This is a genomic window from Flavobacterium granuli, from assembly GCF_031456055.1.
In the GTDB taxonomy this organism is placed as follows: domain Bacteria; phylum Bacteroidota; class Bacteroidia; order Flavobacteriales; family Flavobacteriaceae; genus Flavobacterium; species Flavobacterium granuli_A.
The window spans coordinates 59,594-75,571 of record NZ_JAVDTX010000006.1; the positions used below are offsets into that span (position 1 = coordinate 59,594).

A 15,978-nucleotide genomic window follows, 5' to 3' on the forward strand; every position below is an offset into this window, starting at 1 on the left:
CTTCGCCAAACCTTCTCCATCTTCTTGGCTTACATTCTGAAAATCATACACAGGCCGTTGGAAAATCTTTACTATCTGACACAAACTGGACAGCTACACTGAATATCTCTACGAAAATGGATTATCTGCTCCTGAAAAATCACGAAAACATCTTTGTTAATTCGCACAATATGAAATAATTAACTAAAAACTAAGTATCTTTATGTGCCTTAAAATAACACATTTAAAATCAAAATTTAATAGTTAAAAATATGGAAACCACAAATGTAAAAGCTTACGGTACTGTAGCTGCTGATGCCCCCCTAAAACAAATGGATATCCAACGCAGAAACGCCACTGCAAAAGATATTGAAATCGATATTTTGTATTGTGGCGTTTGTCACTCCGATTTGCATACCGCCAGAAATGACTGGGGATTTACGACCTATCCAACAGTTGTTGGCCACGAAATTGTTGGAAAAGTAACCAAAGTAGGAAGTGAAGTTACTAAACTAAAAGTGGGTGATTTTGCCGCTGTAGGCTGTTTGGTTGGTTCTTGTCACACCTGTGATAACTGCAAACACGATCTGGAACAATATTGCACGAACGGATGGATTGGCACTTACAATAGTCCAGACAAATACTTGGGAGGAATGACTTATGGAGGCTATTCGGAAAAAATTGTGGTTGAAGAACACTTCGTTCTAAAAGTGCCTGCGAATCTTGATCTTGCCGCTACTGCGCCTTTGTTGTGCGCCGGCATTACGACTTGGTCACCGCTTCGTCATTGGAAAGTTGGAAAAGGAAGTAAAATTGCCGTTGTGGGATTGGGCGGATTGGGACATATGGCCATCAAACTAGCCAAAGGTTTGGGTGCAGAAGTTACCCTATTCTCAAGAACTCCCGGTAAAGAAAAAGATGCTTTGGATTTGGGTGCCGACTCCGTTATTATTTCAACTGAAGATGCTCAAATGAGTGCTGTAGGCGGAAAATTCGATTTAATCATTGACACTGTTCCTTATGTTCACGACGTAAATCCTTATGTGGGGACTTTGAATACCAGTGGAACATTGGTTATTGTGGGATACTTAGGCGGTTTGGAACCTTTCTTGAACACTGTTCCTATGATAATGGGACGAAAATCGGTAGCAGGTTCTTTAATTGGCGGAATTGCCGAAACTCAGGAAATGCTTGATTTTTGTGGAAAACACAACATTGTATCCGAAATTGAATTAATCAAAATGCAAGATATCAACGAAGCTTACGAAAGAATGATAAAAAGTGATGTACGCTATCGCTTTGTGATTGATATGGCTTCGCTTAAGGGATGATTTAAGACACCAAGTTACTAAGATTCTATTAACTATTTTTTCTAATATATCAGTCAAAACTGAATATTTCATCAAGCTCAATAATAGTGCTGCCTTTTGGCAATATTTTAGGTGCTATTGCCAATTTCTCTGCTAAAACAGAAGTTGGCAGTGGCTTAAACTTTTTCATCAAACCTATTGAATTGAATAACTGTAATATATGTCCCATAATCTTTTCACCAAAACGATCAGTACCTGCTCTTAAAAGTAATCCGGGTTTGAAAATAATATATTGATCGAAGTTAAATTCTGCAATTTTCTCTTCCAGTTCTCCTTTTATTTGCGAATAGAAAACTTTGCTTTTCGCGGAAGCTCCGTAAGCAGACAACAAGACAAAAGATGAAACTCCATTTTCTTTTCCTAATCTGGCAAATGCTACTGGAATATCAAAGTCAATTTTCTTTTGATTTTCCTTTGAACCAGCAGTTTTTAATGTCGTTCCCAAACAAGAAAAAATAACATCGCCAACAATAAGATTTTTGTAGTTCTCAATATTTGAAAAATCTATAATTTGCTCTATAAGTTTAGGGTGTTTTTTACCAGTCGCCCTTCTCACAAAAATGGTGACAGTTGAATAATCTGAGTTTTTCAAAAGTTCGTCAACCAGAAATTGTCCTGTTGAACCTGTTGCGCCAATAACTAGTGCTTTCATACTATATTTTTATAAATAATGTTATTATTGAGAATCTCAAAAATTAAGCTATACTTTTTGTAGAATGGTATTTTTGGCAATTCCATAGCAACATGAACTTTAGTTACCGATAAGCAACCTAATCAAATGTAATACAGAATATTAACTATAAAAAATTATTCATTAATTATATATAACTTAAAAATTTATTATTCTACTTTGAAGATTTTGATAGTGGAGAAAATCATTATCTCCACTATCAATTCTTCTTTTAATTATTTTTTAACCAACCAGTTTTCAACAGCTCTTGAAAAATCAGCTACATCGATTGGATGTCTGCTGGTTACGATGTTTCCATCAGTCACGACAGATTGCTCTAATACAGTTGCACCCGCGTTTTTCAAATCAGACTGAATGTTCCAGTATCCTGTTAATTTTCTACCTTTCAAAATATCTGCAGATGCCAATACAACCGGAGCATGACAGATAGCCGCTATCAATTTTCCTGATTTATTGAAATCCTGAATGAATTTGATCACGTCTTTATCATAGCGAAGGTTATCAGGATTCCACGCACCACCAGGGATAAACACGGCATCATAATCACTTACTTTAATCTGATCGGCAGTACGGTCAAATTTGATCCAACCCACTGGCTGTAAGTATTGAATAGCCATTACATGTGTTTTTGACATTTCAGGAAATGCAAGTCCGTATCTCTCCGGAGCCGGATTGTATTTTGGAGCAACTATTTCTACTTCTGCACCCAATTCTTTAAAATACCATACTGGTCCAGTCAATTCGATTTCTTCAAAACCGTCTGCTACAATAACCGCTATTTTTTTTCCTTTAAGAATCGTTTTGTCTTTTACAGGAGTAAAGAAGAAATCTTTTAAAGCTTCATTTCCTGGTGCGTTTAACAATTTTGATACCGGCATAGTTACAACCGCTGTTTGAGTAGACAATTGATTCACAACTTCTAACTCATGAGAATAATTTGTTTTCATTTCTTTAGTTTTTACTGTTACTTGAGCTTCTACATTTACTACAGCAAGTACACTTAATATACCTGCGGCGATGATTTGATTAATTGTTTTCATTTTCTTTGGATTTAAATGTTAATAATAATTTCGCTTAAATTAGATTATTATACTATTCATGAATAAGCGGTGCAAACTCGATCAGGTTGTGGATTCCGTCCTGGAATGGCTGTTTCTTTATACTCGTGTTTAAGTAATCAATGACGGGTTGAATAGGTGGGAAATTCAAATGATACTGAAATGCATCATTACTTCGGAATTTTTCAAAAGTCACAAACTGAGTTTTGTCTTCATTTAACTGTGATAATTGATAGGTTACAACACCTGGTTCACTTCGGAACTGAGGCATGGCTGTATGATAAACGGCTTTGAAATTTTCTTCTGTACCTGGCTTCGCGTCTACAAAAAGCATGATTGTTAACTGATTATCTTCTGCTTTACTGGCTCTTCTCCATTCTTGCTTAGAAATTGGTTCTAAATCTTTTACATAGATTACTTTTTCAGGCTTAATTAAGGCCGATTTTTCTAAGGCAATTACAGTTTTGGATTTTGAACTGCTTTTGAATTTGTTCAATTCTTTTTGATTGGTCCAACGTTCAAACAACCAAATTACAGTCTGATTATCTTGCTCGAAATAAGCCTCTGACATAATATTACTATCATTTTGCAGCGATTCCGAAACATAATCACTTACGGCTTTTTGAAATTTCTCCTGAAATTCCTTTTTCACACCATAACGGGTGATTTTAGCTATCATTTCTTGATTTTTAAGTTCTTCAGATATCACTTTCCCTTTAGATAAATTTTGTGCTGTTGCAAATGTGCTGCACAATACAAATAGCGTTGTAAAAATTGCTAATGCTATTTTAGAAATTGAGAGATGTGTTTTTGCTTTCATACCTTTTAATTTTAAGGGTTATCTTTTTTTTTCGACAAACATTTTAATGCTCTTAATGTTTACCAAAATTACTACCACATGCATCCTGAAGGCAAGGAAGTAAATCACTAAAAAGGTGTGATTCAAATCACTTTCAGTAACAAATTTTATGGTTATTTTCCAATCTTAATCAACAAATCTGAAACAGTTTTTGGTTGAGATAAAAAAGGAGAATGGCTAGTATTTACCGGAAACACAGTTTTGATTTCGGCACTTGCAATCATTTGATCCTGAAGCTTAGGTGAAATCACTTTGTCCTGAAGTGTTTTGATATACACTTTGTCTACACTACCAAAATTCTGAGTCAAGATTACTTTATTAGAAAAAGGAATAGCTGGCTCAGAGCGATAGTTATCAATCACCTTTTGCTTTGCAGAAGTATCACCGTCAGGGATAAAAAGATTCGTCAAATCTTTTGCATTTACATCAAGTGTTAAATGATCTGCCGATTCGATCAACGAAGGCCCTAAAAGTGAACCAGCGTCAGTCATGGCCAATTCACCAATCGATTGCCCTGATTTTGGCAGGAAAGCGCCAATGTAAACCAGCTTGCTAATTTTTGACGGAATACTTTCGACTACAGCCGTTACAACTATTCCTCCCATACTGTGTCCTACTAAAATCACTTTACCTTGTACTTTTGAAATTGCATCGATTACTTTGTCACGATACGCATCGATTGATAAATTTTGAGGAGGAGTTTTATCAGCCCCATGCCCTGGAAGTCCTACGACAATCACCTGATTACCGCTTTTAATTAACTCTGTTTTTACTTCATTCCAAACATAAGGCGCTTGCCATGCTCCGTGTACAAGTACATATGTTTGTGGTTTTAGGCTACTATTTTCATCATTGTTTGAACAAGAAGCAAATAATGAAAATGTTGAAAATGCGAATGCTGACAACAGCATTTTAGAAACTGTTTTTTTCATTTTTATTGTATTTTATAAATTGTGCCTACTATTTTGACGGTGTTCGGCTTTTCCGTTTTCTTTTAAATTATTAATGTGATTTTTTATTCTTCTGAGGAAAAATTGTCTGGAGTAGGAATATCAAATCCGTTCAAAATCATTGCAATCAGACTATAGCCACTAACAAGAAAATATAACTCAGCAACACCATCCTGACCAATTAGATTTACTGCATGCTTATAAGTTGAATCTGGAATAATTTTACCGCTGACTAATGCACGAGCAATATCATGAGCGATAGTTTCCTTTTCATCTAATCCATTTGGATGTCCGCCTGATGCAAGCGATGCTATTATGTTCTGCGGAATTCCAAATGCTTCAGCCATAATTTCATGAGCATACAATTCGAAACGAGCACCATAAAATCCGCCAACAGTTAAAATGACAATTTCACGTAAAGCTTTTGGAAGTGTTGCTTGAGTATCCAGCGTTCTTAAAAAACTCAAAGCTGGAACTCCAAACTGAGGATATTTCAGCATCGGAATAAAAGGCCCCAGCAATGCACCGTCAGCATCGACCATATTTACCTGACTTTGGCTATTCCCAATAAGATTGGCAATCTCATCATGAACGTATCGTATTTCAGTACTCATTTTTTCTGGTTGCAAAGGATTAATTCTCATGATTTCTTTTTTTAATGGTTATAAAAATCTCCTGTAAATTGCCCATCAATAAGTATGAAAGCTATTCGGCAATTCTTACCTGATCGGTTTGACCATGCATGATTTGTACCGGTTTGAATAACTATGTCTCCTGCCTTAATTACTGTTTCGGCACGATCCAAAATCATCGTAATTTCTCCTTCGAGTACAATTCCATAATCCAATGTTTCTGTTCGATGCATTAGTGGATGCGGAGCTCCTTCATGAGCAGTAGAAGCAGTTTCCTGTCCCATAGATTTAAATTTATCTGATGCATCTGCTCCTGATAACTTTCTGATTTCTTCACTTTCAGGCGGAAAATCAATCACCCTTATGCGTGTTCCATTTTTTGGAGGAGATAACACTAAACTTTTCTCATCATTTTCATCAGGCTGTGGATGAATTAGAGCAGGTGTTTCCAATGTATGCCAAACTTCAAAAAATGTTGGCCCGCCTGGTCCGCCCACTAAATGGGATATTGTAGGTGGTGCATCTGAAACAATAATTGCTTTTCCATCTTTATCGTGACCAGTCACAATACGTCTAAATGTTTTTTGTTGTGAGTTCATGACTAATAGTTTTAAATGGTTCTTTTACTTTTGAAAACAAAAACACCCAAATAATGAAACAGTAAACCTGTTCCCCATGCAGCTGTTTGCCATAGTGGCCATAAATGAGTCCTGTCAGTAATAAACCATATCAGCCAAATGGCAGGAATAGTTAATGCAAATACTAATAAGTGAATTCTGAAACCTTTTTTGGGATTATTGTGAGCAACTGTCTGCCCGATTGTTAAATGTCTCATGATGTTAGATTTTAATAATTAATAGTTTTTATTGAAGTTGTTTTCCTAATTGTTCTACTTTCTTTAACCACTTATTTCTAAGGCTTTCGGTCGATTTTCGCATAAAACCAAAAGTGGAAAATTTGATAGGATCAAATCCTACGTAACCGAAAACAATGTCTTTGAGGATTTGGTATTGTGATGCACGATAGATCAAATAGAACCACCATTTTGGAGTATCCATCGTTACGAGAAGTCTTAGGCTTTTGCCTTTTAGAAGTTTTTCTGGGAATATTTTTCCTGAATGATGTTTGAATGCAAAATCCGGCAACAGAATTCTGTCAATAAATCCTTTGGTAATGGCAGGCATAAAACCCCACCAGTTTGGATAAGACAGGACAACATGGCCTGCCCATGAGATAAGTTCCTGAGAATGAATCAGATCCTCTTCGATCTCTAAAGCTTCTCCAGTTTTATATCCATCAGAAAGATTTACATTGAAATCTAATTTGGATATATAGATCGTTTTGCAGTTTGCTCCTGTACTTTCTACTCCTTTTCTATAAGCGTCTAATAATGCATTACAAAAAGAATTTTCAGAAGGGTGTCCAAGTATTAATAAGATATTCGTTTTCATTGCAGTTCATTTAATTTGACACTGCAAAGATTTTAAATAATGAAGGGGCATTCATGACACAAAAGTGTCAAAAACTATTTATGCGCTAATTTTTGACGAATTCTAGTAAGTGACTGTCTTTCAATTCCTAGAAAGCTACAAAGATGGGAAACGGATATTCGGTTAAACAAAGCTGAATGGTGCCTTACAAAATCCAGATAGCGTTCTTCGGCGGTTTGAAAGATGAAGCTTTCAATACGAGCTTGCTGACGATTTAAAATTTCTCCAGCAACTAATCGTCCATATCTTTCAAAACCGGGTAAATTTTCATAAATCCATTGCAGATTTTCATAAGAAAGACAGGCCATAACGGTTGGTTCGAGGCATTGAATAGAATATTTGCTTGGTTGTTGCGTTATAAAAGCTGGATAGTGTGTGGCATAATCGCCTTCATAATAAAAACCAACGGTAATTTCATTTCCGTCATTGTCTACATAAGAAGAGCGCACTAATCCGTTTACAATAAAACCTAGTGCTTTTTGTACTTTACCGGATTGAAGAAAAAAATCTTTTCTATGAAATTCTTCAAATGTAAATTTTGAAACAAAAGCCAAAAGCTCTTCATCAGTCAGAGTAGGACAAATTTTCCTAACCGATTCTAAAAGTATGGCTGCTCCTGCTTCCATTTGCTGATTGATTTTAAATACCGTTCCTAAATAAAATTTTATTTACTAATGTTGATATAATCGACTTAACGTTTCTCGACTTACTCCAAGATATTCAGCAATTAATTTTTTGGGGACTTTTTGTAATAGACTCGGATATGATTTGGCAAACTCTTCGTAACGTTGTTGCGGGTTACTGGAAAGAAGTAATTTTATTCTTTGTTGTAAAGCAATATATCCATTTGAGAGTTTTATTCTAAAAAAATGTTCCATCTTATGAAGTTCAGCAGCTAATTTTTCTCTAGACTCTAGTGTTAAACAAATCACCTCACCTTCCTCAAGACATTCAATATACATTTCTGCCGATTGCTGTTTAAAAAAAGCATAATAATCAGACATCCACCAATTTTCCTGAGCAAACTGAACAATATATTCTTTTCCCTGACTATCTAAATAAAAGACTTTAAATATACCTGATTTGACTAAAAATTCATATTTCACTTCATCTCCCTGATGAATTAGATATTGATGTTTACGTACTTTTTTAACAGCAAAAAATGATTTGATATACTCAAATTCTTCATCACTAATTGATGATATTTCTTCAATGTGTTTACGTAATTGCTCCATAACTCCGAAAAATGTGATTCAACAAAATTATAGAAAATTCAATTACACTTTATAGGTTGTTTGTTAATATAAAACAAAAAAAATATTTTTAAAATACTGTAAATTAAAAGATTGACCAAAATTTAATTTAACTCAAAAAAAAGATTTTACTTTTTGGTTTCTGATTTTATACGCAACTATTTCATAATTTTACCAAATCAATTATCATAAAAATGAAAAAATTTATTATTATTCCTGTTTTACTAATAATGTTCGGTTGTGCTGAAATTAAAAATACCCCTAACGGCAATACAAGCACTAGCAAAAGTGAAATCGATAAAAAAATAAAAACTATTGAAGGTGAAGTTCTTGAAATAAATCAAGGCAAAGACGGATATACTGCAAAATTAAAAACCAATACTGAAGAAATTTATTTTGTTACCATAAGCCATTCTAATCTCAAAAATCCAACTCAATACAAGGCAACAAAAATCGGTGAAAAACTAAAAGTTTCAGGAGAATTCTGGAAAATGAATGGCGAGAATCAAATTACTGTTCGTGAAATATTATAATCTGTCCTTAGATAATTACAAAGTCTTTGGATTATTATGACCTTTCCTTAGGAGATTTAACGCGTACTGATGTCCGCAACCGTTTTGTGATTAATATAACTTCGCTTAAAGGATAATCTAAGATACTAAGTTGCTGAGATTCTAAGTTGCTGAGATTTTTTACTATTAGTAACTTAGAATCTTAGCATCTTAGAAACTATTAAAATAACAAATATGAACACAACACATAAAAACGAACAGGATCCACTTTTCCCTCAAGGCGACAAAGCAAATTCCGATTATTTTACTGGAAATGCTTGGCTTAAATTATTGGTGAATGAAAATGAATTCAACAGTGTAATTGGCAACGTCACTTTTGAAGCGGGCGCCCGAAACAATTGGCACACGCATCCCGGAGGTCAAATCCTTATTGTAACTGACGGTATTGGATATTATCAGGAAAAGGGTAAACCAATTCAATTGATTCAAAGAGGCGATGTGATAAAAATTCCAGCTGATATTAAGCATTGGCATGGTGCTTCAGTTGAGAGTGCATTAACACATATCGCGATTACTGCTGCTACTCCAAAAGGAGCTGTTGATTGGCTAGAGAGAGTAACCGATGAGGAATTCAATAGTTATAATCAGTAAAAGCGATCAATTATTTGAATATTTTATTACCCAAAAAACGTTATTACTCAAGATTTAAGTAATAACGTTTTTTTGTATTTAAAGAACTCAAAATACTTATTCAATTACTACATAAGTATTTACTGGTACTGATTTATTTTTCAGAACATATTCTCCATTTAGTTCGCACTTAAAAGACTCTTTTGCAATATGAAAAACCTCCTCTGAAATAAGAATTTGGCCTGGTTTGGCAACACTTTGCAATCTTTGTGCCGTATTTACTGCATCACCAATAACGGTATAATCAAATCGCTTTAAAGATGCCGAACCAATATTCCCAGAAACCATTTCTCCAGAGTTAATACCAATCGAAATTTCGGGTTTATATTTTTTGTCACCAACAATTATTTCTTCAATGTTTTTGATTTGATTTTTTAAAGCAAGCCCTGTATCAATAGCCCTATCCAGATGATAATTTCCCCTAAAAACAGCCATAACTGCATCACCCATAAATTTATCGACATGGCCTTCTTGAGCTATAATTTCTTTAACTATTGTATCAAATAATCCGTTAAGTAAGTTCACGATTGTATTTGGTGGAAATTGCTCCGTAATTGTAGTAAAACCGCATACGTCTATAAAAAGGACTGTTGCTTCCAACATTTCATTTTTAAGAAGACTGCTCTCAAACTCCTTATTGGTCATAAAATTTATTACGTTTTCATCAACATACATCTTGAGAATATTATTCTCTTTGATTGCTTTAATGGTTTCCTGCAATTGTTTGACATGCAATATCGTTTTTTCCATGGTTAAGTCTAAATCATCAAAATCGACTGGTTTAAGTACAAAATCAAAAGCTCCTCTATTCATGGCTGTCCGTATATTTTGCATATCACCATAAGCTGAAACCATAACTGCTTTCAACATCGGATTGGCCTCTGGCAACCTACTCAATAAAGTTAGTCCATCCATTATTGGCATATTAATATCACTTAGAATGATATCCAAGTCTGGATTCTCCAAAACTTTCTGCAAAGCCTCTTCCCCATTCTGAGCAAAAATGAATTCGTAAACATTTTCCCGAATCTTTTTTCTGAACTTTTGCTTTACCAGAATCTCTAAATCTGCTTCGTCATCAACTACAAGTATCTTAGCCATTGTTCATGATTTTTTTTAGTTTCTCTTTTAATACATTAAAATCCAGTGGTTTTGTCAAAAAATCATCTGCACCTTTTTCCATAGCTTGTTTGTAATTTTCATCGTCCCCATAAGCAGTAATCATCATCACAACTGGTGAGAAGTCTTTATAATCATGCCTGATTTTTGATAATAAATCGATACCACTCATTCCTGGCATATTAATATCAGATAAAATTAGCACCACTTCCAAACTATTGCCATTAAGATATTCTAATGCTTCTTCACCCGAAAGGGCAAAATCGAATTCGAAATCGTGATGACGTAATTCTTTACGAAAATGTTGCAAAAAAAGCGGCTGCATATCGGCTTCATCATCTACTACTAGTATCTTCATTTAAACTTATTTTAAGTTATTACTATTTAAAAAACCATTCATAATACCTAATATTCAATTACTTACATATTGCTAAATTTACGAATTTTATTATTTGAATAATATACTTTTATTCTATTGGAAGTAAAATTGTAAAAACGGTATAGTCATTTTCTCGGCTATCAATTGCAATAGTACCACCATGCGCTTTTACCACTATATCATAACTTAGAGACAATCCCAAACCTGTACCCTCACCACTTGGCTTGGTGGTAAAAAAAGGCTGCATTATTTTGTCTTTTATAGCTTCCGGAATTCCTATACCATTGTCTTTTACTGTTATCTCAATTCCTTTGTCTTTCAATGCAGTCTTTACACTCACCATTGGCTTATATACTTCCCCTGATTTTTTCTGTTTTTGATGTGTTGCGTAAAAAGCATTCGTAAATAAATTCAGCAATACACGGCCAATTTCTTGTGCCAGCACATTTATTTTAGGTAGGTTTTCATCAAAATCGGTAACTAAGTCTGCATTAAAACTTTTGTCTTTAGCCCGAAGTCCATGATAGGCAAGTCTCAGGTATTCATCACCTAATTTGTTGATGTTTGTGGGCTCTTTTATGTTATTTCCTATTCGACTGTGTTGCAGCATTCCTTTTACAATACTATCGGCTCGTTTGCCATGATAGTTTATTTTTTCCAAGTTTTTTTTGATGTCGCCTGCTATGTTTTTTACTTCTTCAAAATCCCCTTTAACTATTTCCTCATTCATTTCATCCAAAAGTTCACTACTCACTTCGCTAAAATTATTGACAAAGTTTAATGGATTCTGAATTTCATGGGCAATGCCAGCTGTGAGCTCTCCTAGCGAAGCCATTTTTTCGGATTGTATTAACTGGTTTTGCGTAGTTTTCAAATCTTCAATCGATTTGGTCAACTGATTAGTTCTGATGGTAACTTTTTCTTCCAAAATAATATTTTCCCGTTTCAGATTTCTGGCTCGGTAAGCGACATAAGAAGGTATTGAAACAATAAACACAAGAAAGTAAATTGAATAAGCCCACCATGTTTTCCACCATGGTGGTAAAATAGTAAAAGTGTAACTGGCTCCTTTTTCATTCCATACTCCATCACTATTGGCCGCCTTTACTTTAAAAGTATAATTCCCAGGGGAAAGGTTAGTATAAGTAGCAGACCGTTGTGTTCCAGCCGGTATCCAGTCTGAATCGTAACCGTCCAGTTGATATGCATATTGATTTAAAGATGAGTTTGAAAAATGTAAGGCAACATATTGAAAACTAATTTTATTTTCATTGTACTTCAATAATAATTCTTGCTTGTCATCTACAAATAAAACAGTGTCCTTTTTATTGGCTTCATTCTCTGAAAAATAGTATTTTACAGACTCTATTACTACCTCTGGAGGTAATTTATTTTCAACAATATTATCAGGATCAAAAGGGATCAACCCATTTTTAATAGCCATATAAAAAAGTCCATTAGAACCTTTATAAATTCCGAAAGTTTCTAATACGGGTAAACCATTTATTGTAGTGTAATTGGTTATTTGATTATTCTTAGGATTCAATTTAGATAATCCACGTGAAGTAACTATCCAAATATTCCCTTTTTTATCTTCAGTAATACCTCTAATGTCATTAGAAGACAAACCTTCTTTTTCTGTAAAATGTTTTAAAAAACCTGATTTTTTATTAACCAAAAACAAGCCCGAAAGATAACTGCCAGCCCACAAACGCTTTTGGCTGTCCTCGAATATCTTAGTTATACAATAAAAACCCTCTTTACTATCTAGGTATGAGGTAAATTTCCCTGTTTTTGTATCAAACTTGTTAAGAGCACCTTGATTAGTGCCAACCCAAACAATGCCATCGTTACCACATAGCAAACTAATAACCATATTATCATCCAAAACATTATTTGCCTTGGTATTACCATCATTCCTGATAAAGGGATAATGTGTAAATTTTTTAGTTTTTTTATTGAAACTACTCAACCCTTTATCGCTTGTTCCAATCCATAAATTACCGACATTATCCTCATTTATTACAATAGTGTGATTAGAAATAATACTAAAATTATCTTTTGGATCGTTCTTATATTTTTTTGTTTTTTTGGTAATTGGATTGTAACATAAAAGTCCAACTCCACGAGACACAATCCATATCAATCCTTCCTTATCAACAAAAATAGTTTCTACAGGACTTGATTGTTTATCTTCTCCCAGATTTATATTTTTGAAATCATTGGTTCTATAATTCCAAGTGAAAACATTTTTATCGGCAGCCACAAAAAAAGTACTGTCGTTATACATTCCTGTAATGAAATTACTAATTGTACTTGATTTTTTATCTTCCTTAATAACAGGGACATTGATTTTAATGGGATTAAAGAATGATCGTTTGGGATCCAACCAAGATATTCCGCTAAAAGGCATCGAAACCCATAGAACACCTGCTCTGTCAAAAAAAATCTTATTGATTCCACCATAGAAATCCGGTAAACTTCCTGCTTCATCGGTATGGGTATAGAGTGTTGCAACAGCAGTAGTTGTATTCAAGAAAAATAATCCTTTAAACCTTCCTCCAATCCATAAATTACCTTCTTTATCTGAAACAATACTAGTAATCGTAAGTGATTCTGTTGGTGGTAAACCTGGTACTCTTAAAATATAGTTGGTAAACTTGTCCTTTTTCCTATTGTACATAGAAACACCGTAGTCGTTATAAAAAAACATTCTTTTTTTGGAGTCAATATAAACATCGGTACAGGTTCCTGCTATGGAATACGGATCTGACACTATATGATCGTACGTTTTATACTCTTTTGTTTTGATATTGAATTGTATGAGCTTAACCTTATTTACCTCTTTCTTGTCATCCAACAAATAGGTAGATATCCAGAGCAGATCTTTATTAATTGGGTCTTGGGTTAAATAGTTAAACAAAGAGTTATTCATACTCGCTGGCAACTTAAAATAGGGTTTAAACGATTTGGATGTCCTATTATAGATACTAAGAATATTATCCGTAGCCAGCCAAGTATTCCCTGATGCATCGATAATTATATCTGCAACTTTTTTTCCGGAAGGTATCAAATGCCTCCCTTTACTTTTGGCGGTGTATACATCAACAGTCCCATGTAGCATATCCAATGATGTCACTGACCAAGTCATTGCTTGACGGTCGTAACTCATACTCCATCCAACATCATTTTTTTTATCATAAACATCTTTTTGTGAGTTAGTGCTATACCCAATATTTATCAGCTTATCACCATACTTAGATCTCTTAAAAAGATCTTTCTGTCTATCATATATATAAAACCCTTTATCTCTAAGACAAATCCACAATGTGCCATGCTTATCCTCAAATAGGTTATTTATGGATGGAGATATTATTGGTTGACCATCATCATCTGGTATTGGATACAGTTTAGTTGTATATCCGTCGTAACGAACCAATCCATTTTGGGTACCAAACCAGAGATACCCTAGTTTATCCTGAAATGAGGATTGTACATTTCCCTCTGGCAAACCATTTTCTATCGAAATGGTATTGAAAAAGGGGCGCAAAACCTGAGCGTTTAAGCCGGTAAAAAACAAAACAAAAACAATTAGAATATTTTTTTTCATAGCATTTTGTTTATTAAATATTTAAAGGCAGTGAAATAATAAATGTACTTCCTTCACCTTCTATAGTTTCCACTTTCAACTCTCCATCGTGTGCTTTTACAATATCATAACTCAAACTTAAACCCAAACCAGTTCCTTCACCAGTAGGTTTTGTAGTGAAAAAAGGCTGCATTATTTTGTTTTTAATAGCTTTAGGAATTCCTGAACCATTGTCTTTTACAACAATTTCAACTCTATTTTCATTGAATGAAGTGGTTACGCTCACCAACGGTTTATATTCAATACTTGATGTTTTTTGTTTTTGATGCGTTGTATAAAAAGCATTGGTAAACAGATTTAGCAAAACTCTGCCAATATCCTGGGGAATAACTTTAGCTTTTGGAAGATTTGTATCGAAATTCGTTTCCAGTTCAGTATTAAAACTTTTGTCTTTGGCGCGAAGCCCATGATATGCCAATCTTAAATATTCATCGGCAAGGGCATTAATATCAGTAGGCTCTTTTTGTCCGGAACTGGCACGAGAATGTTGCAGCATCCCCTTTACAATGCTGTCGGCACGTTTGCCATGATGGTTTATTTTTTCTAGATTTTGCTTGATATCTGCTGCTATATTTTTAACTTCTTCAAAATCTCCTTTTTCAATTTCCTCATTCATTTCTTCTAACAATTCACTACTCACTTCACTGAAATTATTGACAAAATTTAATGGATTCTGAATTTCATGGGCAATTCCAGCGGTGAGTTCACCAAGGCTAGCCATTTTTTCGGATTGTATTAATTGCGCCTGTGTTGCTTTGAGTTTATCAAGTGCTTTTTGTAGTTCTTCTTTTTGACCGAGGATTTCAGCTGTACGCTCTGCTACCTGGACTTCTAATTTTGCTTTTAAATTTTCTGACTGTTGAAACTCTTTTTCAAGCTCTATGGCTTTTAATTGTTCTCTTTCCATGTCAATCCGTTGCCTTCTATTGATGAAAAACATCGCAAAAAACCAAACGATTGAAAAAAAGATTGCAGTATCAAAATAATTGTCCCATTCTTCATGAAAAGGGGAATTGATCATCTCTATGAAATCTTCTATAAAATTTACAGCTACAAAGGGTAATATCGAATAAATAAAAGACTTAACGGATTTAAATTCCTTTTGAGTGAGGCAAAAGTAAATCAGAGTAAATAACATTGCATGCGCTATCCAAGAAGTTGTGACTCTGCTAAAATTTAAAATGATTCCAGTAATTAGAAGCACAATCGAGAACCAAAACCCTATAGCCAAATATTTATCAATTTGGGGCAATAAAATTTTGCTTTGCAATGCTCTTCGCAAATAACTAAAAACGATTATTAACAAAATATAATCAAAGTTCATATCTAATAAATTAATAGTAATAA

The 15,978-nt window shown here is 34.1% G+C and carries 17 protein-coding genes; 3 read left to right on the forward strand and 14 right to left on the reverse strand.

Annotated elements, in window-relative coordinates; all coding sequences use genetic code 11:
• Nucleotides 1-251: 251 nt before the first annotated feature.
• A complete protein-coding gene (locus tag J2W95_RS13180; protein ID WP_310007748.1) occupies nt 252-1,310 on the forward strand; it encodes an NAD(P)-dependent alcohol dehydrogenase in 1,059 nt (352 codons plus the stop codon).
• 49 nt (nt 1,311-1,359) lie between these two features.
• Here J2W95_RS13180 and J2W95_RS13185 read toward each other — a convergent pair whose 3' ends face one another.
• The 10 genes from J2W95_RS13185 to J2W95_RS13230 form a co-directional block, all read right to left on the reverse strand.
• The gene (locus J2W95_RS13185) at nt 1,360-2,001 is read right to left on the reverse strand and encodes an NAD(P)H-binding protein (protein WP_310007750.1); all 642 of its coding nucleotides are present in this window, start codon (nt 1,999-2,001) and stop codon (nt 1,360-1,362) included.
• Nucleotides 2,002-2,255: 254 nt separating this feature from the next.
• The gene (locus J2W95_RS13190; protein WP_310007751.1) at nt 2,256-3,080 is read right to left on the reverse strand and encodes a DJ-1/PfpI/YhbO family deglycase/protease; all 825 of its coding nucleotides are present in this window, start codon (nt 3,078-3,080) and stop codon (nt 2,256-2,258) included.
• Between the two features lie 52 nt (nt 3,081-3,132).
• A complete protein-coding gene (locus J2W95_RS13195; protein ID WP_310007754.1) occupies nt 3,133-3,918 on the reverse strand; it encodes an antibiotic biosynthesis monooxygenase in 786 nt (261 codons plus the stop codon).
• Between the two features lie 152 nt (nt 3,919-4,070).
• Nucleotides 4,071-4,889: an alpha/beta fold hydrolase gene (locus J2W95_RS13200; RefSeq protein WP_310007756.1), complete on the reverse strand. Its 819-nt coding sequence runs from the start codon at nt 4,887-4,889 to the stop codon at nt 4,071-4,073.
• Between the two features lie 83 nt (nt 4,890-4,972).
• Nucleotides 4,973-5,551 (reverse strand): carboxymuconolactone decarboxylase family protein, encoded by a 579-nt coding sequence (locus J2W95_RS13205; protein ID WP_310007758.1) that lies wholly within the window; start codon nt 5,549-5,551, stop codon nt 4,973-4,975.
• A gap of 11 nt (nt 5,552-5,562) precedes the next feature.
• Nucleotides 5,563-6,138, reverse strand: coding sequence for a cupin domain-containing protein (locus J2W95_RS13210; protein ID WP_310007760.1), 576 nt, complete (start codon nt 6,136-6,138; stop codon nt 5,563-5,565).
• Between the two features lie 11 nt (nt 6,139-6,149).
• Nucleotides 6,150-6,374, reverse strand: a complete 225-nt coding sequence (locus J2W95_RS13215) for a 2TM domain-containing protein (RefSeq protein ID WP_310007762.1) — start codon at nt 6,372-6,374, stop codon at nt 6,150-6,152.
• Nucleotides 6,375-6,402: 28 nt separating this feature from the next.
• Nucleotides 6,403-6,990: an NAD(P)H-dependent oxidoreductase gene (locus tag J2W95_RS13220; RefSeq protein WP_310007764.1), complete on the reverse strand. Its 588-nt coding sequence runs from the start codon at nt 6,988-6,990 to the stop codon at nt 6,403-6,405.
• Nucleotides 6,991-7,064: 74 nt separating this feature from the next.
• Complete coding sequence (locus J2W95_RS13225) at nt 7,065-7,655, reverse strand: Crp/Fnr family transcriptional regulator (RefSeq protein ID WP_310007766.1); 591 nt, start codon at nt 7,653-7,655, stop codon at nt 7,065-7,067.
• Between the two features lie 45 nt (nt 7,656-7,700).
• Nucleotides 7,701-8,264: a Crp/Fnr family transcriptional regulator gene (locus tag J2W95_RS13230; protein ID WP_310007769.1), complete on the reverse strand. Its 564-nt coding sequence runs from the start codon at nt 8,262-8,264 to the stop codon at nt 7,701-7,703.
• Between the two features lie 212 nt (nt 8,265-8,476).
• Here J2W95_RS13230 and J2W95_RS13235 point away from each other — a divergent pair, with 212 nt between their 5' ends.
• Complete coding sequence (locus tag J2W95_RS13235) at nt 8,477-8,815, forward strand: hypothetical protein (RefSeq protein WP_310007771.1); 339 nt, start codon at nt 8,477-8,479, stop codon at nt 8,813-8,815.
• Between the two features lie 213 nt (nt 8,816-9,028).
• A complete protein-coding gene (locus J2W95_RS13240; RefSeq protein WP_310007773.1) occupies nt 9,029-9,445 on the forward strand; it encodes a (R)-mandelonitrile lyase in 417 nt (138 codons plus the stop codon).
• Between the two features lie 96 nt (nt 9,446-9,541).
• Here J2W95_RS13240 and J2W95_RS13245 read toward each other — a convergent pair whose 3' ends face one another.
• The 4 genes from J2W95_RS13245 to J2W95_RS13260 all read right to left on the reverse strand — a co-directional run bounded on the left by J2W95_RS13245 (nt 9,542) and on the right by J2W95_RS13260 (nt 15,955).
• Nucleotides 9,542-10,585 carry an adenylate/guanylate cyclase domain-containing protein gene (locus J2W95_RS13245; protein ID WP_310007775.1) on the reverse strand — a complete coding sequence of 348 codons (1,044 nt, stop codon included), beginning with the start codon at nt 10,583-10,585 and terminating at the stop codon, nt 9,542-9,544.
• The gene (locus tag J2W95_RS13250; protein WP_310007777.1) at nt 10,578-10,961 is read right to left on the reverse strand and encodes a response regulator; all 384 of its coding nucleotides are present in this window, start codon (nt 10,959-10,961) and stop codon (nt 10,578-10,580) included. Before J2W95_RS13250 ends, J2W95_RS13245 begins: the two co-directional genes overlap by 8 nt.
• Before the next feature lie 109 nt (nt 10,962-11,070).
• Nucleotides 11,071-14,592 carry a sensor histidine kinase gene (locus J2W95_RS13255; protein WP_310007780.1) on the reverse strand — a complete coding sequence of 1,174 codons (3,522 nt, stop codon included), beginning with the start codon at nt 14,590-14,592 and terminating at the stop codon, nt 11,071-11,073.
• 13 nt (nt 14,593-14,605) lie between these two features.
• Nucleotides 14,606-15,955 (reverse strand): sensor histidine kinase, encoded by a 1,350-nt coding sequence (locus tag J2W95_RS13260; RefSeq protein ID WP_310007781.1) that lies wholly within the window; start codon nt 15,953-15,955, stop codon nt 14,606-14,608.
• Nucleotides 15,956-15,978 lie beyond the last annotated feature (23 nt).